At 60.6% G+C, this 20,600-nt stretch carries 17 protein-coding genes; 11 read left to right on the top strand and 6 right to left on the bottom strand.

The window, feature by feature from the left end:
* Positions 1 to 118: 118 nt before the first annotated feature.
* A complete protein-coding gene (locus ACXR0M_RS04960) occupies positions 119 to 841 on the bottom strand; it encodes a tellurite resistance TerB family protein (RefSeq protein ID WP_458830462.1) in 723 nt (240 codons plus the stop codon).
* Between the two features lie 213 nt (positions 842 to 1,054).
* Between ACXR0M_RS04960 and ACXR0M_RS04955 the strand changes: the two genes are divergently transcribed.
* The 8 genes from ACXR0M_RS04955 to ACXR0M_RS04920 all read left to right on the top strand — a co-directional run bounded on the left by ACXR0M_RS04955 (position 1,055) and on the right by ACXR0M_RS04920 (position 11,060).
* Positions 1,055 to 1,969: a LysR family transcriptional regulator gene (locus tag ACXR0M_RS04955; RefSeq protein ID WP_458830460.1), complete on the top strand. Its 915-nt coding sequence runs from the start codon at positions 1,055 to 1,057 to the stop codon at positions 1,967 to 1,969.
* A 101-nt stretch (positions 1,970 to 2,070) separates the two neighbouring features.
* Positions 2,071 to 3,558, top strand: a complete 1,488-nt coding sequence (locus tag ACXR0M_RS04950; RefSeq protein ID WP_458830458.1) for a gamma-aminobutyraldehyde dehydrogenase — start codon at positions 2,071 to 2,073, stop codon at positions 3,556 to 3,558.
* A gap of 112 nt (positions 3,559 to 3,670) precedes the next feature.
* Positions 3,671 to 4,822, top strand: coding sequence for a putative ABC transporter substrate-binding protein YdcS (ydcS, locus tag ACXR0M_RS04945; RefSeq protein WP_458830456.1), 1,152 nt, complete (start codon positions 3,671 to 3,673; stop codon positions 4,820 to 4,822).
* Positions 4,823 to 4,992: 170 nt separating this feature from the next.
* Complete coding sequence (locus tag ACXR0M_RS04940) at positions 4,993 to 6,030, top strand: ABC transporter ATP-binding protein (protein ID WP_458830454.1); 1,038 nt, start codon at positions 4,993 to 4,995, stop codon at positions 6,028 to 6,030.
* 1 nt (position 6,031) lies between these two features.
* Entirely contained in the window at positions 6,032 to 6,967 is a 936-nt protein-coding gene (locus tag ACXR0M_RS04935; RefSeq protein WP_458830452.1) for an ABC transporter permease, read from the top strand.
* Positions 6,957 to 7,766 (top strand): ABC transporter permease, encoded by an 810-nt coding sequence (locus ACXR0M_RS04930; RefSeq protein ID WP_458830450.1) that lies wholly within the window; start codon positions 6,957 to 6,959, stop codon positions 7,764 to 7,766. Before ACXR0M_RS04935 ends, ACXR0M_RS04930 begins: the two co-directional genes overlap by 11 nt.
* 160 nt (positions 7,767 to 7,926) lie before the next feature.
* Entirely contained in the window at positions 7,927 to 9,351 is a 1,425-nt protein-coding gene (locus ACXR0M_RS04925) for a gamma-aminobutyraldehyde dehydrogenase (RefSeq protein ID WP_458830448.1), read from the top strand.
* Between the two features lie 224 nt (positions 9,352 to 9,575).
* Positions 9,576 to 11,060 (top strand): APC family permease, encoded by a 1,485-nt coding sequence (locus ACXR0M_RS04920; protein WP_458830446.1) that lies wholly within the window; start codon positions 9,576 to 9,578, stop codon positions 11,058 to 11,060.
* Between the two features lie 596 nt (positions 11,061 to 11,656).
* Here the strand turns inward: ACXR0M_RS04920 and ACXR0M_RS04915 are convergent.
* Positions 11,657 to 11,842, bottom strand: coding sequence for a hypothetical protein (locus tag ACXR0M_RS04915; protein ID WP_458830444.1), 186 nt, complete (start codon positions 11,840 to 11,842; stop codon positions 11,657 to 11,659).
* Between the two features lie 394 nt (positions 11,843 to 12,236).
* On the opposite strand from ACXR0M_RS04915, the gene ACXR0M_RS04910 reads away from it, so the two are divergent.
* Positions 12,237 to 13,865, top strand: a complete 1,629-nt coding sequence (locus ACXR0M_RS04910; RefSeq protein ID WP_458830442.1) for a glucan biosynthesis protein D — start codon at positions 12,237 to 12,239, stop codon at positions 13,863 to 13,865.
* 201 nt (positions 13,866 to 14,066) lie between these two features.
* Here ACXR0M_RS04910 and ACXR0M_RS04905 read toward each other — a convergent pair whose 3' ends face one another.
* The 3 genes from ACXR0M_RS04905 to ACXR0M_RS04895 form a co-directional block, all read right to left on the bottom strand.
* Entirely contained in the window at positions 14,067 to 15,173 is a 1,107-nt protein-coding gene (locus tag ACXR0M_RS04905; protein ID WP_458830440.1) for an NADH:flavin oxidoreductase/NADH oxidase, read from the bottom strand.
* Positions 15,174 to 15,441: 268 nt separating this feature from the next.
* Positions 15,442 to 17,151, bottom strand: coding sequence for a single-stranded-DNA-specific exonuclease RecJ (recJ, locus tag ACXR0M_RS04900; protein WP_458830438.1), 1,710 nt, complete (start codon positions 17,149 to 17,151; stop codon positions 15,442 to 15,444).
* Positions 17,152 to 17,205: 54 nt separating this feature from the next.
* Entirely contained in the window at positions 17,206 to 17,748 is a 543-nt protein-coding gene (locus ACXR0M_RS04895; RefSeq protein WP_458830436.1) for a YaeQ family protein, read from the bottom strand.
* 146 nt (positions 17,749 to 17,894) lie between these two features.
* Between ACXR0M_RS04895 and ACXR0M_RS04890 the strand changes: the two genes are divergently transcribed.
* Positions 17,895 to 19,094 (top strand): CaiB/BaiF CoA transferase family protein, encoded by a 1,200-nt coding sequence (locus ACXR0M_RS04890; protein ID WP_458830434.1) that lies wholly within the window; start codon positions 17,895 to 17,897, stop codon positions 19,092 to 19,094.
* A complete protein-coding gene (locus ACXR0M_RS04885) occupies positions 19,081 to 20,001 on the top strand; it encodes a TIGR02285 family protein (protein WP_458830432.1) in 921 nt (306 codons plus the stop codon). Before ACXR0M_RS04890 ends, ACXR0M_RS04885 begins: the two co-directional genes overlap by 14 nt.
* 175 nt (positions 20,002 to 20,176) lie before the next feature.
* Here the strand turns inward: ACXR0M_RS04885 and ACXR0M_RS04880 are convergent, their stop codons facing one another.
* On the bottom strand, positions 20,177 to 20,458 hold the full coding sequence (locus ACXR0M_RS04880) for a DUF3509 domain-containing protein (RefSeq protein ID WP_458830431.1): 282 nt from the start codon (positions 20,456 to 20,458) through the stop codon (positions 20,177 to 20,179).
* Positions 20,459 to 20,600 lie beyond the last annotated feature (142 nt).

Genomic DNA, 20,600 nt, shown 5'->3' with positions numbered 1-20,600 from the left:
ACGCTATCGCCAGCAGACGACCTTGTAGGAGCTGCGGCACGCTGCGATCTTTTGATGTTGGCTTTAAAGATCAAAAGATCGCAGCGTGCCGCAGCTCCTGCAGAGGTATCGGGCAGTTTTAGAGAGCTGCCAGCCGCACCTGTTTTTCCAGTTCGTCCTTTAATCCGGGCTCCAGCTTCAGTTGTTTGGCCAGTTCCTCCAGATACGCCTTCTCCAGAAAGCTTTCCTCGTCCACCAGCATCACGCTGGCAATGTACATCTCAGCGGCCATTTCCGGGGTACTCGCAGCGCGGGCAACGTCGGCCGGGTCTAGGGGCTTGTTGAGTTCGGCGTGCAGCCAGTGCTGCAGTTCCTGGTCGTTATCGAGTTTGCTGAATTCACCCTCGATCAACTGGCGCTCGCGGTCATCGATGTGGCCGTCGGACTTGGCGGCGGCGACCAAAGCCTTGAGGATGGCCTGGCTGTGCTGCTCGGCTTGCGCAGGTGGCAGTCGATCCAGCGTCTGCGGTTCGGTTTGCGGTGCGGTGCCCTTTTGCGCGTTCCAGTTGCCGTAAGCCTTGTAGGCCAGCACGCCGAGCGCGGCGAGGCCACCGTAGACCGCGACTTTGCCGCCGACCTTGCGCGCTTTTTTGCTGCCGAGCAGCAGGCCCATCGCCCCGGCCGCCAACGCCCCACCGCCGGCCCCCGAGAGCAAGCCGCCCAAAGCGCCCGAGCCCGAAGCGCCGCCGAGCAAACCGCCCAGACCGCCAGCCGCCGATTTGTTCTGCGCACCGCCGGCCTTGTTCTGCAACAGATCCTGGCCGGACTTGAGCAGTTGATCGAGCAATCCACGGGTGTTCATGTTCCGCCTCCAAAACAGGGTTTATCCGGATCTATCAGGCCCTCAGCCTAGTTCGAAAGTGCCCCTGCCCGGCATGCGAGTGTGCTTCCAGATGTTGCTCACCGGTTAGCCGCAGCTTCTGTGGCGCCACAGGTGTTCGCTTGCAACTGCCTTCTAAAAAACCGATATACACTCAGGCCAATCGATAAAAACAGCCCAGCGGGTACCCCTTTCATGATGACCCTGCGTCAGATTCGTCACTTCATCGCGGTGGCCGAGACCGGCTCGATTTCCGCCGCCGCACAAACCGCGTTCATTTCTCAATCGACCCTGACCCTGGCGATTCAGCAATTGGAAGAGGAAATCGGCGTCGGCCTGTTCAGCCGTCACGCCAAGGGCATGACCCTGACGCATCAAGGGCATCAGTTCCTGCGTCAGGCGCATTTGATTCTGGCGACTGTAGAAAACGCCAAACGCAGCCTGCAACAGAGCACCGATCAGGTCGCCGGGCAGTTGATCGTCGGCGTGACCAGTCTGGTTGCCGGTTATTACCTGGCGGATTTGCTCACCCGGTTCCAGCGTGCTTATCCCAACGTGGAAATCCGGGTGATGGAGGACGAGCGGCCGTACATCGAGCATTTGCTGGTCAGCGGCGAGATTGATGTCGGTGTGCTGATTCTGTCCAACCTCGAAGATCGCCACGCCTTGCAAACTGAAGTGCTGACCCATTCGCCGCATCGGTTATGGCTGCCGGCCCAGCATCCGCTGCTGGAGCACGACAGCATCAACCTCGCCGACGTCGCCAGCGAGCCACTGATTCAATTGAACGTCGACGAGATGGATCGCAACGCCCAACGCCTGTGGCGCGGGGCCGGGCTTAATCCAAAAATCACCTTGAGGACGGCTTCTACCGAAGCGGTGCGCAGTCTGGTGGCGGCGGGACTGGGCGTGTCGATCCAGCCGGACATGACCTACCGCCCCTGGTCACTGGAAGGCGACATCATCGAAGCGCGGCCGATTGCCGACCTCAACCAGACCCTCGACGTGGGCCTGGCCTGGCGCCGTGGCACCGCACGGCCGGCGCTGGTCGATCCGTTTCTGACCGTGGCGCGCGAGCAACCACACGGCGGACGCAAGCCATCTATTTAATCGAATGCCACCTTCAGTATTTAGAATTTGTCGACCCCGGAGCCGCGCACTAGTCTTGGTCCATCGAAAAGACGGTCGGCTCCCCGGGCACGGGAGCAGCAATGACCACACAACAAAAGAGATCGCGGAAAATGGCTGGTGTGCAGACCCCGATGTGTACCGCGTTGTTGATCGATGGCGAACTGGTCGCCGGGCAGGGTTTTGTCGAGCCGATTCTCAACCCGGCTACCGGCGAAATCCTTACGCACATCGCCGAGGCCAGCACCGAGCAGGTCGAGGCCGCGATCCTTGCTGCACACCGCGCGTTCGGTGAATGGTCCCGGACCACACCGCAGCAACGCTCGAATCTGCTGCTGGAAATTGCCAGTGCCGTCGAAAAGCATGCCGACCATCTCGCCCGCCTCGAAGCGCTGAACTGCGGGAAGCCGCTGCACTTGGCGCGGCAGGATGATCTGAGTGCCACGGTCGATGTATTCCGCTTTTTCGCCGGTGCCGTGCGCTGCCAGACCGGCCAGCTCAGCGGCGAATATCTGCCGGGCTACACCAGCATGGTCCGGCGTGATCCGATTGGTGTGGTTGCCTCGATTGCCCCATGGAACTACCCGATCATGATGGCCGCGTGGAAAATCGCCCCGGCCCTCGCCGCCGGCAACACCCTGGTGTTCAAACCCTCCGAACACACACCGCTGTCGATCCTCGCGCTGGCGCCAGCCCTCGCCGAAATTCTTCCACGCGGGGTGATCAACATCATCTGCGGCGGTGGCGAAGGCGTCGGCAGCCATCTGGTCGGCCACGCGAAAGTGCGCATGGTCTCGCTGACGGGCGATATCGTTACCGGGCAGAAGATCCTGCAGGCCGCCGCGAAAACCCTCAAACGCACACACCTGGAACTGGGCGGCAAAGCGCCGGTGATTGTCTGCAACGATGCCGACATTCAAGCGGTGGTCGACGGCGTGCGCACCTACGGTTACTACAACGCCGGTCAAGACTGCACCGCCGCGTGCCGCATCTACGCACAGGCTGGCATCCACGACAAACTGGTGGCCGAACTCGGTGCGGCAGTCAGCAGCCTGCGTTTTGCCGGTAAACGTGACGCCGACAACGAGATCGGCCCGCTGATCAGCACCCGCCAGCGTGACCGCGTCGCCAGTTTCGTCGAGCGCGCCCTCGGTCAGCCGCATATCGAGCGCGTGACCGGGGCGGCGGTGCATTCCGGCGCCGGGTTCTTCTATCAGCCGACGCTGCTGGCCGGGTGCAAACAGAGCGATGAAATCGTCCAGCGCGAAGTGTTCGGCCCGGTGGTGACCGTGACCCGCTTCGACGAGCTCGCGCAAGCGGTGGATTGGGCCAACGACTCCGAATACGGCCTGGCCTCGTCGGTGTGGACGCAGAACCTGGACAAGGCGATGCAGGTCGCCGCGCGTTTGCAGTACGGCTGCACCTGGATCAACAGCCATTTCATGCTGGTCAGCGAAATGCCCCACGGCGGGCTGAAACGCTCCGGTTACGGCAAAGACTTGTCCAGCGATTCGCTGCAGGACTACAGCGTGGTGCGGCACATCATGGCCCGGCATAGCCGGGAGCTTTGAGTGGCAAGCTATATGCCGCAAGTTAAAAGCAGATCCGCTGTGTCTTGCAGCTTGGCGCTTGCGGCTTGCGACTACTCTTAACAGAAATCTAAAAAACGAAGAGGTGTGTCCCATGTTCGTGCACAAGACCGCACTGCTCAGTGCAATCACCACGGCCTTGCTGGCCAGCGCCAGTCTGCAAGCCGCCGAGCCGCTGAAAGCGGTCGGTGCCGGCGAAGGACAGCTGGATATCGTGGCCTGGCCCGGTTACATCGAACGTGGCGAAAGCGACAAGGCCTATGACTGGGTGAGCGGTTTCGAGCAGGAAACCGGCTGCAAGGTCAACGTCAAGACCGCCGCCACTTCCGATGAAATGGTCAGCCTGATGGCCAAGGGTGGTTACGACCTGGTCACCGCGTCGGGCGATGCCTCGCTGCGCCTGATCGTCGGCAAGCGTGTGCAACCGATCAACACCGCGTTGATCCCGAACTGGAACACCCTCGACCCACGCCTGAAAGATGCACCGTGGTACGTGGTCAACAAACAGACTTACGGCACCCCGTATCAGTGGGGCCCGAACGTGCTGATGTACAACACCAACGTGTTCAAGTCTGCGCCAGGCAGCTGGAGCGTGGTGTTCGCCGCACAGGATCTGCCCGATGGCAAACCGAACAAGGGCCGCGTGCAGGCGTATGACGGGCCAATCTATATCGCCGATGCGGCGTTGTATCTGAAGACCGTCAAGCCGGAGCTGGGCATCAAGGATCCGTATCAACTGACCGAAGAACAATACAAAGCCGTGCTCGATCTGTTGCGCGCGCAGCAGCCGCTGATCCACCGCTACTGGCACGACACCACGGTGCAGATGAGCGACTTCAAAAACGAAGGCGTGGTCGCCTCCAGTGCCTGGCCGTATCAGGTCAACGGCCTGATCAACGAGAAGCAGCCGATCGCTTCGACCATTCCGAAAGAAGGTGCCACCGGCTGGGCCGACACCACCATGCTGCACGCCGAAGCCAAGCATCCGAACTGCGCCTACAAGTGGATGGACTGGTCGCTGAAACCGAAAGTCCAGGGCGATGTGGCGGCGTGGTTTGGTTCGTTGCCGGCCGTGCCCGCGGCATGCAAGGAGAGCGAACTGCTCGGTGCCGAGGGCTGCAAGACCAACGGGTTCGATCAGTTCGACAAGATCGCCTTCTGGAAAACCCCGCAGGCCGAAGGCGGCAAGTTCGTGCCGTATAGCCGCTGGACCCAGGATTACATTGCGATCATGGGCGGCCGTTAGGGCCGAGAGCACCTCGGTCGAGCTCCCTTTCCCCCTCTCCCCCCTGGGGGAGAGGGAGCCAAAAGCAATTTCAGCGCCCTGCAGACCTACTGTAGGAGCTGCCGCAGGCTGCGATCTTTTCGACGCACACACGACTTTTTTGAAAGCCCGTTTTACCGGAGCACCGCACCATGACGCTTGCAGTCCAGTTCACCAACGTTTCCCGGCAGTTCGGCGAGGTGAAGGCCGTTGACCGGGTTTCCATCGATATCGAGGACGGCGAGTTCTTTTCCATGCTGGGTCCGTCGGGCTCGGGCAAGACCACTTGCCTGCGGCTGATCGCCGGTTTCGAACAACCGAGCGCCGGCTCGATCCGCATTCACGGCGCCGAAGCGGCCGGGTTGCCGCCGTATCAACGTGACGTCAACACGGTGTTTCAGGATTACGCACTGTTCCCGCACATGAACGTGCTGGACAACGTCGCCTACGGCTTGAAGGTCAAAGGCGTGAACAAATCCGAGCGCCACAAGCGCGCCGAAGAGGCGCTGGACATGGTAGCCCTCGGCGGCTACGGCGCGCGCAAACCGGTGCAGTTGTCTGGTGGTCAGCGCCAGCGCGTGGCCCTCGCTCGCGCCCTGGTCAATCGCCCGCGGGTGTTGCTGCTCGACGAACCTTTGGGTGCGCTCGACCTGAAACTGCGCGAGCAAATGCAGAGCGAGCTGAAGAAGCTGCAACGCCAGCTCGGCATCACTTTCATTTTCGTCACCCACGACCAGACCGAAGCACTGTCGATGTCCGACCGCGTCGCCGTGTTCAACAAGGGTCGCATTGAACAGGTCGATACACCGCGCAATCTGTACATGAAACCGACCACCACCTTCGTCGCCGAATTCGTCGGCACCTCGAACGTGATCCGTGGCGATCTGGCGCGCCAGCTCAGCGGCCATCCGCAGCCGTTTTCAATCCGTCCGGAACATGTGCGTTTTGCCGAAGGTCCGCTGGCCAGCCACGAGATCGAAGTCAGCGGCTTGCTCCACGACATCCAGTATCAAGGCAGCGCCACACGTTATGAATTGAAACTGGAAAACGGCCAGACCCTGAACATCAGCCACGCCAACAATCAGTGGCTCGACAGCAGCGCCCAGCACCAGACTGGTCAGCGCTTGAGCGCTCGCTGGGCGCGGGAAGCGATGATCCCGCTGCACGACACCATCGCTGGCGGGGTGTGAGATGAGCACGCTCGCGCTGACTCAAGCGCCGCCGTTGCGCAGGTTTTCCAACCTGCTGTATCGCAAGCCGAACCTGTACCTGTCGCTGTTGCTGGTGCCGCCGCTGCTGTGGTTCGGGGCGATCTATCTGGGCTCGTTGCTGGTGCTGTTGTGGCAGGGCTTCTACACCTTCGACGACTTCACCATGGCGGTCACACCTGACCTGACGCTGGCCAACTTTGCCGCGCTGTTCCAGCCGTCGAATTTCGACATCATCCTGCGCACGCTGAGCATGGCCATCGTGGTGTCGATCGCCAGCGCCGTCGTCGCATTTCCGATCGCCTACTACATGGCGCGCTACACCACGGGCAAGACCAAGGCGTTTTTCTACATCGCGGTAATGATGCCGATGTGGGCCAGTTACATCGTCAAGGCCTATGCGTGGACGCTGCTTTTGGCCAAGGGCGGCGTGGCGCAATGGTTCGTTCAGCAGCTGGGGCTGGAGCCAGTATTGCAGTTCATCCTGGGGATTCCCGGCGTCGGCGGCAGCACCTTGTCGACCTCGCATCTGGGACGGTTCATGGTGTTCGTCTACATCTGGCTGCCGTTCATGATTCTGCCGATTCAGGCGTCGCTGGAGCGTCTGCCGCCGTCGCTGCTGCAGGCCTCCGCCGACCTCGGTGCCACGCCGCGTCAGACCTTCATGCAAGTAATTCTGCCGCTGTCGGTGCCGGGGATTGCCGCGGGTTCGATCTTCACTTTTTCCCTGACTCTGGGCGACTTCATCGTGCCGCAACTGGTCGGGCCGCCGGGTTACTTCGTCGGCAGCATGGTGTATGCGCAGCAAGGGGCGATCGGCAACATGCCGATGGCGGCGGCGTTCACGTTGGTGCCGATTGTGCTGATCGCGGTTTACCTGTCCATCGTCAAACGTCTGGGGGCCTTCGATGCACTCTGAGAAAGCGTCTTTGGGCTTGAAAATCGCCGCTTGGGGCGGGCTGGTGTTCTTGCACTTCCCGATCCTGATCATCTTCCTCTACGCCTTCAACACTGAGGAAGCCGCGTTCAGTTTTCCACCGAAGGGCTTCACCCTGCACTGGTTCAGTGTGGCGTTCTCGCGGCCTGATGTTCTGCAGTCGATCAAGCTTTCTTTGCAGATCGCAGCTATCGCCACGTTGATTGCGATGGTGCTTGGCACGCTCGCATCAGCCGCTTTGTACCGCCGGGAGTTCTTCGGCAAGCAGGGTATTTCTCTGATGCTGATCCTGCCGATTGCGTTGCCAGGTATCATCACCGGAATCGCCCTGCTGGCGACGTTCAAGACGCTGGGGATCGAACCGGGGATGTTCACCATCATCGTCGGCCACGCGACCTTCTGCGTGGTGATCGTCTACAACAACGTCATCGCCCGCCTGCGCCGCACTTCGCACAGCCTGATCGAGGCCTCGATGGATCTCGGTGCCGATGGCTGGCAGACCTTCCGCTACATCATCCTGCCGAACCTCGGCTCGGCGTTGCTGGCCGGCGGCATGTTGGCGTTTGCGCTGTCGTTCGACGAGATCATCGTCACCACGTTTACCGCCGGGCATGAACGCACGTTGCCGCTGTGGCTGCTCAATCAACTGAGCCGCCCGCGGGATGTGCCGGTGACCAACGTCGTCGCGATGCTGGTGATGATGGTGACCATGCTGCCGATTCTCGGCGCGTATTACCTGACCCGGGGTGGCGAGAGCGTGTCGGGAAGTGGCGGCAAATAACCGAATAACCGGAGAAACCGGAACCCTGTAGGAGCTGCCGCAGGCTGCGATCTTTTGATGTTGTTTTTCAAGATCAAGATCAAAAGATCGCAGCCTTCGGCAGCTCCTACAGGATCGGGTTTCTACAGAGAAAAATAATAGATTCGAAGAGGACAAACCCATGCAAACCAGACTCTTGATCAACGGCCAACTGGTCAACGGCGAAGGCCCGGCGCAGCCGGTGCTCAACCCCGCCCTCGGCGAAGTGTTGGTAGAGATCCACGAAGCCAGCGAAGCCCAAGTCGATGCCGCGGTGCGTGCCGCCGACAACGCGTTTACCGAGTGGTCGCAAACCGCACCGAAAGACCGCTCGCTGCTGCTGCTCAAACTCGCCGACGCCATCGAGGCCCATGGCGAAGAACTGGCCAAGCTCGAATCCGCCAACTGCGGCAAACCCTACAGCGCCGCACTGAATGACGAGATTCCGGCGATTGCTGACGTGTTCCGTTTCTTCGCCGGCGCCAGCCGTTGCATGAGCGGCTCGGCGGCGGGCGAATACCTGCCCGGGCACACCTCAATGATCCGCCGCGATCCGGTCGGCGTAATCGCCTCCATCGCACCGTGGAATTACCCGCTGATGATGGTCGCCTGGAAAATCGCCCCGGCCCTCGCTGCCGGTAATACCGTGGTGCTCAAACCGTCGGAACAAACCCCGCTGACGGCGTTGCGTCTGGCCGAACTGGCGTCGGAAATCTTCCCGGCCGGCGTACTCAATCTGGTGTTCGGTCGCGGTCCTACGGTGGGCAGTCCGCTGGTCAGCCATCCGAAAGTGCGCATGGTCTCGCTGACCGGCTCGATCGCCACCGGCGCGAACATCATTTCCAGCACCGCCGACAGCGTCAAACGCATGCACATGGAACTGGGTGGTAAGGCGCCGGTGATCATCTTCGACGATGCCGATATCGATGCGGCGGTGGAAGGCATTCGCACTTTTGGTTTTTATAACGCCGGTCAGGACTGCACCGCGGCCTGCCGGATCTATGCGCAGCAAGGCATCTACGACAAATTTGTCGAGAAGCTTGGCGCGGCGGTCAGCAGCATCAAGTACGGCTTGCAGGATGATCCGTCCACTGAACTGGGGCCGCTGATTACGGCGCAACATCGCGACCGCGTCGCCGGGTTCGTCGAGCGCGCCGTGGCGCAGCCGCACATTCGTTTGATCACCGGCGGCAAGGCGGTCGAGGGCAATGGTTTCTTCTTCGAACCAACGGTGCTGGCCGATGCGCAGCAGGACGACGAGATCGTTCGCCGTGAAGTGTTCGGGCCGGTGGTGTCGGTGACCAAATTCACCGATGAAGCGCAGGCGCTGGAGTGGGCCAACGACTCGGACTACGGCCTCGCCTCTTCGGTGTGGACGGCGGATGTCGGCCGCGCGCATCGCCTGTCCGCGCGTTTGCAGTACGGCTGCACCTGGGTGAATACGCACTTCATGCTCGTCAGCGAAATGCCCCACGGCGGTCAGAAATTGTCCGGTTACGGCAAGGACATGTCCATGTATGGGCTGGAGGACTACACCACGGTTCGGCATGTGATGTTCAAGCACTGACAGCGAAAAGATCGCAGCCTGCGGCAGCTCCTACATGATGGACGCCGCTCTCCTGTAGGAGCTGCCGCAGGCTGCGATCTTTTCCGCGACACACGGATGATGTCGGCGATTCACCACCAGGCTTACCGAAACCAAAACAATAACCACCGATCCGGGCGGCGCCCACAAAGCCCCGCCACGGCTTCGGCCATCCGAAATCTGCCGATTTCACGGAGCATACCCACATGAGTGCCTCACCCGATCTCAGCGCCACCGTTGTCGATAGCGATGCCGAACAACTGCGCAAACTGGGCTACACCTCGAACTTCAACCGCAGCATGAGCCTGTGGGAAAACTTCGCACTGGGCTTCACTTATCTGTCACCGGTCGTAGGGGTTTATACCCTGTTCGGCCTGTGCCTCGCCGCTGGCGGGCCGCCGATGTTCTGGGCGTATTTGCTGGTCGGTTGCGGCCAGTTGCTGGTGTGCCTGATCTTCGGCGAAGTGGTCTCGCAGTTCCCGATCTCCGGCGGCGTCTACCCTTGGGCGCGCCGTTTGGTCGGCAAGAAATGGGCGTGGATGGTCGGCTGGATCTACTCCATCGCCCTCTGCGTGACCATCGCCGCCGTGGCGGTCGGTGCCGGCCCGTATCTGGCCGCCATGCTTGGTTTTGAGCCGAGCAACAACACCAACATCGTCATCGCCCTGCTGCTGACGCTGTTCGCCACCCTGGTCAACCTCAGCGGCACCAAAGTGCTGGCGCGGATTGCCATGTTTGGCTTTCTCTGCGAACTGGTGGGCGCGGTAATCGTCGGCGTGTACTTGCTGATTTTCGAGCGTCACCAGCCGATCAGCGTGCTGTTCAACACCTTCGACATCCGCGTCGACGGCTCGTACCTGCCGGCCTTCCTCACCGCCTCGCTGGCGGGGATGTTCCTCTACTACGGCTTCGAGGCCTGCGGCGACGTTGCCGAAGAAACCCCGAACCCCAGCGCGAAAATCCCGGTGGCCATGCGCATGACCATCTACATCGGCGGCATCGCGGCGATGTTCGCCTGCCTGGCGCTGATCCTCGCCGTGCCAGACATGCAAGCGGTGATCAACGGCACCGACAAGGACCCGGTCACCACCATCCTCAACAACGCCTTCGGCCCGATCGGCTCGAAAGTGGTGATGGGCGTGGTGATGATTTCCTTCATCTCCTGCGTCATCAGCCTACAGGCCGCAGCGAGTCGTCTGCTGTATTCCTACGCTCGCGATGAAATGGTCATCGGCAGCCGCCTGCTGAAAAAGATATCTCCTACGACTCAAGTACCGGTTGCCGCACTGTTCGTTTCCGGCGTCCTGCCGGCGCTGATCATCGCCCTCGGTTTCTTCCTGCAAGACGCCGTCGCGACCATCGTCAGCTTCGCCGCCATCGGCATCTACCTCGCGTTCCAGATGATCGTACTGGCTGCTTTGTATGCGCGGATGAAAGGCTGGAAACCCAGCGGCAAATTCACCCTCGGCGCCTGGGGCTGGCCGGTGAACCTCGGCGCGCTGGTCTACGGCGTCGGCGCAATCATCAACATGGCCTGGCCGCGTACGCCGGATGCGGCGTGGTATGTGAACTATGCGATGGTGTTGAGTACGGTGATCGTGATTGGCTTGGGGCTGGCTTATATGTGGATTGGCAAGCCGTATGACCATGGGAAGGCGCCGGCTGGGGATGCTTGGAAGGTGAGTCGCTAAGAAGAATCACCCCGGAATCGAGATTTGATTCCGGGGTCTCCTCGAAGCACTACCATCAATTCATCAGTTCGCCATTTGATATCGGCTTTACCTCTAACAGCTTCGAAGCGATCAAGATCGATCACCTTTCTCTTTTTACCCTTCGCTTCATCTTTGCTCACAGAATTGCTTCTCCCTTTTCCCGATAGCTAACTCATAAAGGAAAATCTTCGTTGCAGGGATGGTTTAGCAGCGGAAGCTGCAAAAACAGGCATTTCCTACGGACACAGCCTTCCTCAAAAAGCTGCGCGAAACCCACTCAAGTCCCAGCGGGAAACCACCCGAGCCTGAGTTCGATGCATTGGGCGGGCGTCACCGTGCCGGTTGATGCACGGACAGCGACCGTATTCGGTTCAGGGGATTTGTCGCTAAACCCCAGTGAACAAAAAACCTGTGGCGAGGGAGCTTGTCGAATCGTCGCAGAGGCCCTCTGCAAAAAGCAGAGGACTGCTGCGCAGTCCAGCGGGAGCAAGCTCCCTCGCCACAGGTTTACTCCGCAATTTGATTGATCTGGCCACCGTAAAAGCCAGATGGCTTTCACGGTGCCAACCATGGCGCTAAAACCGCGAAACACTCCTCATCGCATCCACCAGATACCGCATCGCAATCCGGTCGCTCTCCGACAACTCGCGATAACGCTCGACCAGTTTCAATTCCTCGGAGCTCAACCGCCGCCTTCTGCGTCCGTTGCTCAGGCAGGGGAAGATGCCGAGCATTTCGGTGATGTCTTGTACTTTTGCCATGGACGATGTCCTTCTCTAATACTTCAAAGAATTGCCTGATCACCACATCGCCCTGCCCCTTACAGCAGCGCCTGTGCCCTGCCGGTCGTGCCGGCCATGCCCATAGAATAGAAAGTTAATCGGCGCTGAAAAGCGGTTTTTAGAGTAATTAGTCGAGAAAAGCAGATATGCCCTATAAATCAGAAAGTGCCGTCAGATTTTTAACCGACATGTCTTGTTTCATTGACACTCTGTCACTCTGCTATCAATGAATTTTGCCCGGCGAGCGAACCGTTTAAGCTAGCCGGCATCTGTTTATAGTCCGTTGCGTTTGGTCGAAGGCGTGTCCGAACCGTAATTTCTGATCCAGCACGTGCCAGGAACGGCGCGGGATTGCTCACCACAGGTTGTATTTATGCACCGCAGGAATTTGCTCAAAGCGTCGATGGCCATTGCGGCCTACACCGGTCTCTCGGCTTCCGGCCTGCTGGCTGCCCGTGCCTGGGCGGCCAATGGTGGCGCCGCTGATGGCGAGGCTCAGGCTTTCGACTTCGAAGCGCTCAAGCGCCAGGCCAAGCAGTTGGCCGGTTCGCCCTATCAAGACACCAAGCAAGTGCTGCCGCCAACCCTGGCAACCATGACTCCGCAGAACTTCAACGCGATCCGCTACGACGCCGATCATTCGTTGTGGAAAGAGAACAAGGGGCAGCTGGACGTGCAGTTCTTCCACGTCGGCATGGGTTTCCGCCAGCCAGTGCGCATGTACAGCGTCGATCCCAAGACCCGCACCGCCCGTGAAGTGCATTTCCGTCCAACGCTGTTCAATTACGAAAACACCTCGGTCGATACCCAGCAGCTCAAGGGCGACCTCGGCTTTGCCGGTTTCAAACTGTTCAAGGCGCCGGAGCTGGATCGCCATGACGTGGTGTCGTTCCTCGGCGCCAGCTATTTCCGCGCGGTGGACGCCACTGGCCAATATGGCCTGTCGGCCCGCGGTCTGGCCGTCGATACCTACGCGAAGAAGCGCGAAGAATTCCCTGACTTCACCAAATTCTGGTTCGAGACCCCGGAGCAGAACGCCACGCGTTTTGTGGTCTACGCCCTGCTCGACTCGCCGAGCGCCACCGGTGCGTACCGTTTCGACATCGATTGTCAGGCCGAGCGCGTGGTGATGGAGATCGACGCGCACATCAACGCGCGGACCGCCATCGAACAACTGGGCATCGCGCCGATGACCAGCATGTTCAGCTGCGGCACCCACGAGCGCCGCATGTGCGACACCATTCACCCGCAAATTCACGACTCTGATCGCCTGGCGATGTGGCGCGGCAACGGCGAGTGGATCTGCCGCCCGTTGAACAACCCGGCGACCCTGCAGTTCAACGCCTTCGCCGATACCGATCCGAAAGGTTTTGGTCTGGTGCAGACCGACCACGAATTCGCCAACTATCAGGACACCGTCGACTGGTACAGCAAGCGCCCGAGCCTGTGGGTCGAGCCGACCACCGCGTGGGGCGAAGGCTCTATCGACCTGCTGGAAATCCCCACCACCGGCGAAACCCTCGACAATATCGTCGCGTTCTGGACCCCGAAGAAACCGGTGGCCGCCGGGGACTCGCTGAACTACGGCTACAAGCTTTACTGGAGCGCGCTGCCGCCGGTGGGCACGCCACTGGCACGAGTGCATGCCACCCGTTCGGGCATGGGCGGTTTCGTCGAAGGCTGGGCCCCAGGCGAGCATTACCCGCCGGTCTGGGCCCGTCGCTTTGCCGTGGACTTCACCGGTGGCGGTCTGGATCGTCTGCCGCAGGGCACCGGGATCGAACCGGTCGTGACGTGCTCCAACGGCAAGGTGCAGGACTTCAGCGTGCTGGTGCTGGATGACATCAAGGGTTACCGGATCCTGTTCGACTGGTACCCGACCAGCGACAGCGTCGATCCGGTGGAACTGCGCCTGTTCATCCGCACCAATGACCGCACGTTGAGCGAAACCTGGTTGTACCAGTACTTCCCGCCGGCGCCGGACAAGCGCAAATATCCTTGATGATTTGAGGTGCCTGCATGGGCCTCATCGCTGGCAAGCCAGCTCCCACATGATCGGGGTTGATCACAAAATATGTGAATGGCACCAAACCTGTGGGAGCTGGCTTGCCAGCGATGACGGCAGCATGACAACCCAAAACAACCAGACAAAACAAAGCCCCGGCCATTACTGACCGGGGCTTTTTGCTTTACCGCTACCGACTCAATCGCGCAAATCGGACTCATGAATCGGCTGATCACGATGCGTCGCGCGCTGATACTGCGCCGGCCACACCGCTTTGCGCCCGCCAAGATCATCGTCGGCATGCAGCGGCCAGTACGGATCGCGCAACAGCTCGCGGGCGAGGAAGATGATATCGGCCTGGCAGGTGCGCAAAATGTGCTCGGCCTGCGCCGGTTCGGTAATCATGCCGACGGTGCCGGTGGCGATGCCTGACTCCTTGCGCACCCGTTCGGCGAAGCGCGTCTGATAACCCGGCCCTACGGGAATCTCGGCGTTGGCGGCAGTGCCACCGGACGAGACGTCGATCAGATCCACCCCCAGTGCCTTGAGCCGACGCGCCAGCTCCACGGTTTCATCCGGGTTCCAGCCGTCTTCGACCCAATCAGTGGCTGATACCCGGACGAATACCGGCAATTCTTCCGGCCAGACCTCGCGTACGGCCTCGGTCACCTGCAGCACCAGACGAATGCGGTTTTCGAACGAACCACCATATTGATCGCGACGCTGGTTGCTCAGGGGAGACAGGAACTGATGCAGTAGATAACCATGGGCGGCATGCACCTCGACCACACTGAATCCCGCCGTCAGCGCGCGTTTGGCGGCGGCGACGAAGGCCTGGATGACTTCAGCGATTTGCCCTTCATCGAGCTGCCTGGGTTGCGTGTGTTGCGGATCAAAAGCAATCGGCGAAGGCCCGACCGGCGTCCAGCCACCGTCGTCCGGTTTGACGCTGCCATGCTTGCCGATCCATGGCCGATGGGTGCTGGCCTTGCGCCCGGCATGGGCCAGCTGAATGCCGGCCACCGCGCCCTGGGCGGTGATGAAACGGGTGATGCGTTGCAGCGGTTCGATCTGTTCGTCGTTCCACAAACCGAGGTCTTCGGCGGTGATCCGCCCGTCGGCCGTGACCGCCGTGGCTTCGGTGAACACCAGACCGGCACCACCCACGGCGCGACTGCCCAGGTGTACCAGGTGCCAGTCGTTGGCCAGGCCGTCGACGCTTGAGTACTGGCACATCGGCGAGACGGCGATGCGATTGGGCAGGGTCAGTTGGCGCAGGGTAAAGGGTTCGAGCAGCAGACTCATGGGGCACCTCGCAAATCAGTGGGCAGGCTCCAGGGTTCTGTTTGAAAAGTCGACGAGTGACAAGAAAAGGTGCAACACCCGCCCCCGCGGGCAAAACATTCGACAAGGCGTCACAAGGCCAATCAAGCAGTGCTTAGAGCCTAGTCGACAACTGGGGATGAGGCAGGGTTCAGAGTAATTCTGTGTGTGAAAGACCGCCTTCGCGAGCAAGCCCGCTCCCACATGGGCAACACCGTACCTGTGGGAGCGGGCTTGCTCGCGAATGGCGTCAACGCGGTTCGATGTGGGCAATCATCAACTGAACAGTTTCGTTACCGCGGAACTCGTTAACGTCGAGCTTGTAGGCCAGCTCAACCCACTGAATGGTCGGATTCGGCCAGACCTCACGGTCGATGCCGAAAGCGATGCCGTCGAGCTTCACCGAACCGCATTCGCTTTTCAGCACCACTTTCAGGTGCCGCTCACCGACGACCCGCTGCTCGACCAACTGAAACACGCCATGGAACAGCGGCTCCGGAAAGTGCTGGCCCCACGGCCCGGCGTGGCGCAAGGCGCGAGCCAGTTCGAGGTGGAATTCCTCAACCGCCAGCGTACCGTCCGACAGCATGCGCCCGGTCAGGTCCTCTTCGCGAAGCTGGCGACGTACTTCGGCATCGAACGCTTCGGCGAACAGCGGAAAATTCTCTTGTGGCAAGGTCAGGCCGGCTGCCATGGCGTGGCCGCCGTATTTGCTGATCAGGTTCGGATGCTGCGCGGCGACAACGCTCAGGGCGTCCCGAATATGGAAGCCCTGCACCGATCGCCCTGAGCCTTTGAGCAGGCCGTCGCCAGCATCGGCAAAGGCGATGGTCGGACGGAAATACCGTTCTTTCATCCGCGACGCGAGAATGCCGATCACACCCTGGTGCCACTCAGGATCGAACAGACACAGACCGAATGGCATCGACTCCACCGGCAAGTCCTTGAGCTGGGCCAGCGCTTCGCGCTGCATGCCCTGCTCGATGGATTTTCGGTCCTGGTTCATGCCGTCCAGCTGTGCAGCCATTTCCCGCGCCAGATTGACGTCGGCGGTGAGCAGGCATTCGATGCCCAGGCTCATGTCGTCGAGGCGCCCTGCCGCGTTCAGGCGCGGGCCGACGATGAATCCGAGGTCGGTGGAGGTGATCCGCGCCGCGTCACGCTTGGCCACTTCGAGAATCGCCTTGATCCCCGGCCGCGCGCGCCCGGCGCGAATCCGCTCGAGGCCCTGATGCACCAGAATCCGGTTGTTGGCATCCAGCGGCACCACGTCGGCGACGCTGCCCAGCGCCACCAGATCCAGCAGTTCACCGATATTCGGTTGCGGTTTGCTGTCGTACCAGCCGAGGCTGCGCAGGCGTGCGCGCAAGGCCATCAACACATAGAAAATCACCCCGACCCCGGCCAAGGCCTTGCTCGGGAATTCACAGCCCGGCTGGTTCGGATTGACCAGCGCATCGGCCTGCGGCAGCTCATCGCCGGGCAAGTGGTGGTCGGTGATCAAAACTTTGAGCCCAGCCTGTTTCGCTGCGGCCACGCCTTCGACGCTGGAGATGCCGTTGTCGACGGTGATCAGCAACTGCGGCTCGCGGGTCAAGGCGACTTCAACAATTTCCGGGGTCAGGCCGTACCCGTATTCAAAACGGTTCGGCACCAGATAATCGACGTGCGCCGCGCCCAGCAGGCGCAAGCCGAGCACGCCAACCGTACTGGCGGTCGCGCCGTCCGCATCGAAGTCGCCGACGATCAGAATCCGCTGGCGCTGCTCCAGCGCCGTCACCAGCAGATCCACTGCCGCCTCGATGCCCTTGAGCTGCTGGAACGGGATCAGCCGCGCCAGACTCTTGTCCAGCTCCGCCTCGGACTGCACGCCCCGCGCCGCGTACAAACGGGTCAACAGCGGTGGCAGGTCGCCGAGAAACGGCAGCGTGGCGGGCAACGGTCGAGGATCAATACGCATGGGCTAACGGAAACTTCTCTTGAATACGTGGGATTAATCAGTTGCGACGCAGGATCAGCCGCGCTCGCCTTGCAGCCATTGCAACTGGACTTCATGCTGGCCACGGTCGTCAGTGACGAACATCGTGCCTTCGCTGATCATCACGTCCCACTTGATAACGCGCGGCATGTCCTTGGCCAGGGTTTCCAGCACTTCCTGCGGGACGGCAGCGATGTTGACGTTTTTCAGGTTCTTGATCGCCGGGATCACCTTGGTTTCCCAGACGCGCAGGCTGCCATAGGCCAGCAGACTGGTGCGTTCGGTGCGACGCGAGCACCAGGTCAGGCGATCCGCGTCCGGCTGGCCGACCTCGATCCAGTGCAGAACGCGGTCATCCAGGCTTTTTTCCCACAGCGCAGGTTCATCCACGTCCGACAGACCACGACCAAACGACAGCTGCTCGTTGTACCAGAGGGCGTAGGCCAGCAGCCGCACGGTCATGCGCTCTTCGGTTTCCGAAGGGTGACGGGCGATGGTCTGCTTGACGTTCTCGTAGACGCTACGGTCGAGGTCAGTGAGGTTCAGTTCGAATTTGTAGGTGGTAGACGGCTGGGCCATGAACGGGCTTCTTGATACGAGGAAAGTCGGCAAGTCTAACCGATGCGCCAGGCAATCATCGAATTGATGGCGATCAACCTGCGGCGTCTGACAGCCGGCTATGTTAAAACGCTGTATCTGCTCAGCCTTGTCCTACAGGATTCTGTATGCCGTTCGCCAACAAACCGCTCAGCGGTGTGAAAGTCATTGAATTGGGTACGTTGATTGCCGGGCCGTTTGCCTCGCGCATTTGCGGCGAGTTCGGCGCCGAAGTGATCAAGATCGAATCGCCCGACGGCGGCGATCCGCTGCGCAAGTGGCGCAAATTGTATGAAGGCACCTCACTGTGGTGGTTCGTTCAGGCGCGCAACAAAAAGTCGCTGACGCTGAATCTGAAACACCCCGAGGGTCTGGCGATCCTGAAAAAACTGATTGGCGAAGCCGACATCCTGATCGAGAACTTTCGCCCCGGCGTGCTGGAAAAGCTCGGGCTGAGCTGGGAAACCCTGCACGCGCTGAACCCGAAACTGGTGATGGTGCGCCTCTCCGGCTTCGGTCAGACCGGGCCGATGAAGGATCAGCCGGGCTTCGGCGCGGTCGGCGAATCCATGGGTGGTTTGCGCTACATCACCGGTTTTGAAGACCGGCCACCGGTGCGCACCGGGATTTCCATTGGCGATTCGATTGCTGCGCTGTGGGGCGTGATCGGCGCCTTGATGGCGCTGCGTCATCGCGAAGTGAATGGCGGACTCGGCCAAGTGGTTGATGTCGCGCTGTACGAGACGATTTTCGCGATGATGGAAAGCATGGTTCCGGAGTTCGACGTGTTCGGTTTCATCCGCGAACGCACCGGCAATATCATGCCGGGCATCACACCTTCTTCGATCCACACCAGCGCCGACGGCAAGCACGTGCAGATCGGCGCCAATGGCGACGCGATTTTCAAGCGTTTCATGCTGATCATCGGCCGCGACGATTTGGCCAATGACCCGACGCTGGCGAGCAACGATGGGCGCGACAGCCGCCGTGACGAGCTGTATGGGGTGATCGACCGCTGGGTCAATTCATTGCCGCTGCAACGTGTGCTCGATCTGCTCAATCAGGCAGAAGTGCCAGCCAGCCGGATCTTCAGCGCCGAGGACATGTTCAGCGATCCGCAGTACCTGGCGCGGGAAATGTTCCTGCAGGCGAAACTGCCGGACGGCAAATCCTTCAAGATGCCGGGCATCGTGCCGAAACTCTCTGAGACGCCGGGTACGTCCGAATGGGTCGGGCCGCAGCTCGGTGAACACAACGCGCAGGTACTCCACGATCTTGGCTACGACGAACAGCAGATCGCCCGCTTGCGCGCTGATGGCGCCATTTAACCTGAAACGGCAGCAGCCATCGGACGCCAACCGCGCCCACCACTGGTGGACATGGCGCTTGTTCGGCCTGTTGTTTCTGCTGGCACTGCCGGCCTGGGCCGAGGCCAAACCGACGCTGATCTGGTTGATGCGCGACCTGCCGCCGCTGACCATCTTCGAAGGCCCGAAAAAGGGCCAGGGCGTGATTGATCAACTGCTGCCGTTGCTGATCGCCGGCATGCCGCAATACGAACATACGCTGATGCGGGTCAACCGCGCCCGGGGCATGCAGATGATGCATGAGACCTCGTTCACCTGCGATCCATCGCTGATCTGGAGCAAGGAGCGCGCGCAATGGATCGCTTTCTCCATCCCGGCGTTTCGCGCCGTCAGTAACGGCCTAGTTGTTCGTCAGAAAGATCGTGCCGTGCTGGAGCCCTACCTGGTCGATGGCGAGGTCGATCTGGCAGCGTTGCTGGCCGACGCCAGGCAAAAGGTCGGGATCGTGGCCGAACGCAGTTATGGTGAATTTCTCGATGGCCTGCTGAAACAGGCGCCCGACGGTGCGCTGACGCCGCATTACGGTAACGATGCACTCAGCAACCTGTTATCGATGCAGCGCCTGGGCCGCCTGCAGGTTGTGCTGGGTTACTGGCCGGAGATTCGCTATCAGGCCCATCAGGCGCAAATTGCCGAAGATGAACTGCTGTTCTATCCGATCCGCGGCACGGGCAAATACCTGTCGGGCTACGTCGGCTGTTCTGATACTGCCGAAGGACGGCAGGCCATCAGCGAGATCAATCAACTGTTACGCACCCTTGCCCATGACCGTTTGAACGAGCTCTACGCCGACTGGCTGGACCCGGGCATGCGCAGCGATTATCTGGAACAGGCCCGTGTCTTTTTCGGGCAGCAAACCGCGCCGTAAAAACCTGCGGGCAAAAGAAACCCCGAGCAGTGGGGAGACAACTCGGGGTTAAACGTGGCCTGTATAAAGACCCGTAGCAGCAAGCGACAAGCACCGGAGCACAATGCTTGATCCTGCTGTTATGGGGTCTGACTGACAGGGATGCAGGAAGGTTCCCACAAAAAATATTTCATCTTTACAGGGCTGCGTGCTTATCCAGCGCCGCATTGCGCAAGGCCGCGATCACACAGGGTTCCAGTCGCCCTTCGGCGATCAGCACGTCGCGGTGCAAGCCATCGACCACATCGGTCAGCAGGCGTTTGTCGGTCAACTGCGCCTGATTGAATTCGCGCTCCACCACGAGGGCGCCGTTGCTGTTCCGAAGCGTCACCAGGCATTCGCCATGGGCGCCACATGGGGTCAACGTCACCTGATACGGGCTCAGAGCCTCACCGAGCAATAGACTGATACTTTCCATCTCGATCTCCACTCAATAGTCCGAAAACATTGTGTCTGGGGCGTGTCCACAATAAATGACCACCGGCCCGAGAAGAAAGTTCTGTATACCGGGCTGCTGTCTGCAGTGACCCGTCTGTCAGAGCATGCACGCGGAAGATGAC

Source organism: Pseudomonas sp. Eth.TT006, from assembly GCF_054456575.1.
Note: the sequence above shows the minus strand (reverse complement) of the source record. Positions and strands in the feature narration are given on the sequence as shown.

What these genes read in the sequence shown, in the direction of transcription:
- ACXR0M_RS04915 (WP_458830444.1), bottom strand. Translation starts at nt 11,842, where the DNA reads ATGGCAAAAGTACAAGACATCACCGAAATGCTCGGCATCTTCCCCTGC.
- recJ (WP_458830438.1), bottom strand. Translation starts at nt 17,151, where the DNA reads ATGCGTATTGATCCTCGACCGTTGCCCGCCACGCTGCCGTTTCTCGGC.
- ACXR0M_RS04960 (WP_458830462.1), bottom strand. Translation starts at nt 841, where the DNA reads ATGAACACCCGTGGATTGCTCGATCAACTGCTCAAGTCCGGCCAGGAT.
- ydcS (WP_458830456.1), top strand. Translation starts at nt 3,671, where the DNA reads ATGTTCGTGCACAAGACCGCACTGCTCAGTGCAATCACCACGGCCTTG.
- ACXR0M_RS04930 (WP_458830450.1), top strand. Translation starts at nt 6,957, where the DNA reads ATGCACTCTGAGAAAGCGTCTTTGGGCTTGAAAATCGCCGCTTGGGGC.
- ACXR0M_RS04940 (WP_458830454.1), top strand. Translation starts at nt 4,993, where the DNA reads ATGACGCTTGCAGTCCAGTTCACCAACGTTTCCCGGCAGTTCGGCGAG.
- ACXR0M_RS04935 (WP_458830452.1), top strand. Translation starts at nt 6,032, where the DNA reads ATGAGCACGCTCGCGCTGACTCAAGCGCCGCCGTTGCGCAGGTTTTCC.
- ACXR0M_RS04895 (WP_458830436.1), bottom strand. Translation starts at nt 17,748, where the DNA reads ATGGCCCAGCCGTCTACCACCTACAAATTCGAACTGAACCTCACTGAC.
- ACXR0M_RS04955 (WP_458830460.1), top strand. Translation starts at nt 1,055, where the DNA reads ATGATGACCCTGCGTCAGATTCGTCACTTCATCGCGGTGGCCGAGACC.
- ACXR0M_RS04890 (WP_458830434.1), top strand. Translation starts at nt 17,895, where the DNA reads ATGCCGTTCGCCAACAAACCGCTCAGCGGTGTGAAAGTCATTGAATTG.
- ACXR0M_RS04950 (WP_458830458.1), top strand. Translation starts at nt 2,071, where the DNA reads ATGACCACACAACAAAAGAGATCGCGGAAAATGGCTGGTGTGCAGACC.
- ACXR0M_RS04880 (WP_458830431.1), bottom strand. Translation starts at nt 20,458, where the DNA reads ATGGAAAGTATCAGTCTATTGCTCGGTGAGGCTCTGAGCCCGTATCAG.
- ACXR0M_RS04885 (WP_458830432.1), top strand. Translation starts at nt 19,081, where the DNA reads ATGGCGCCATTTAACCTGAAACGGCAGCAGCCATCGGACGCCAACCGC.
- ACXR0M_RS04905 (WP_458830440.1), bottom strand. Translation starts at nt 15,173, where the DNA reads ATGAGTCTGCTGCTCGAACCCTTTACCCTGCGCCAACTGACCCTGCCC.
- ACXR0M_RS04920 (WP_458830446.1), top strand. Translation starts at nt 9,576, where the DNA reads ATGAGTGCCTCACCCGATCTCAGCGCCACCGTTGTCGATAGCGATGCC.
- ACXR0M_RS04910 (WP_458830442.1), top strand. Translation starts at nt 12,237, where the DNA reads ATGCACCGCAGGAATTTGCTCAAAGCGTCGATGGCCATTGCGGCCTAC.
- ACXR0M_RS04925 (WP_458830448.1), top strand. Translation starts at nt 7,927, where the DNA reads ATGCAAACCAGACTCTTGATCAACGGCCAACTGGTCAACGGCGAAGGC.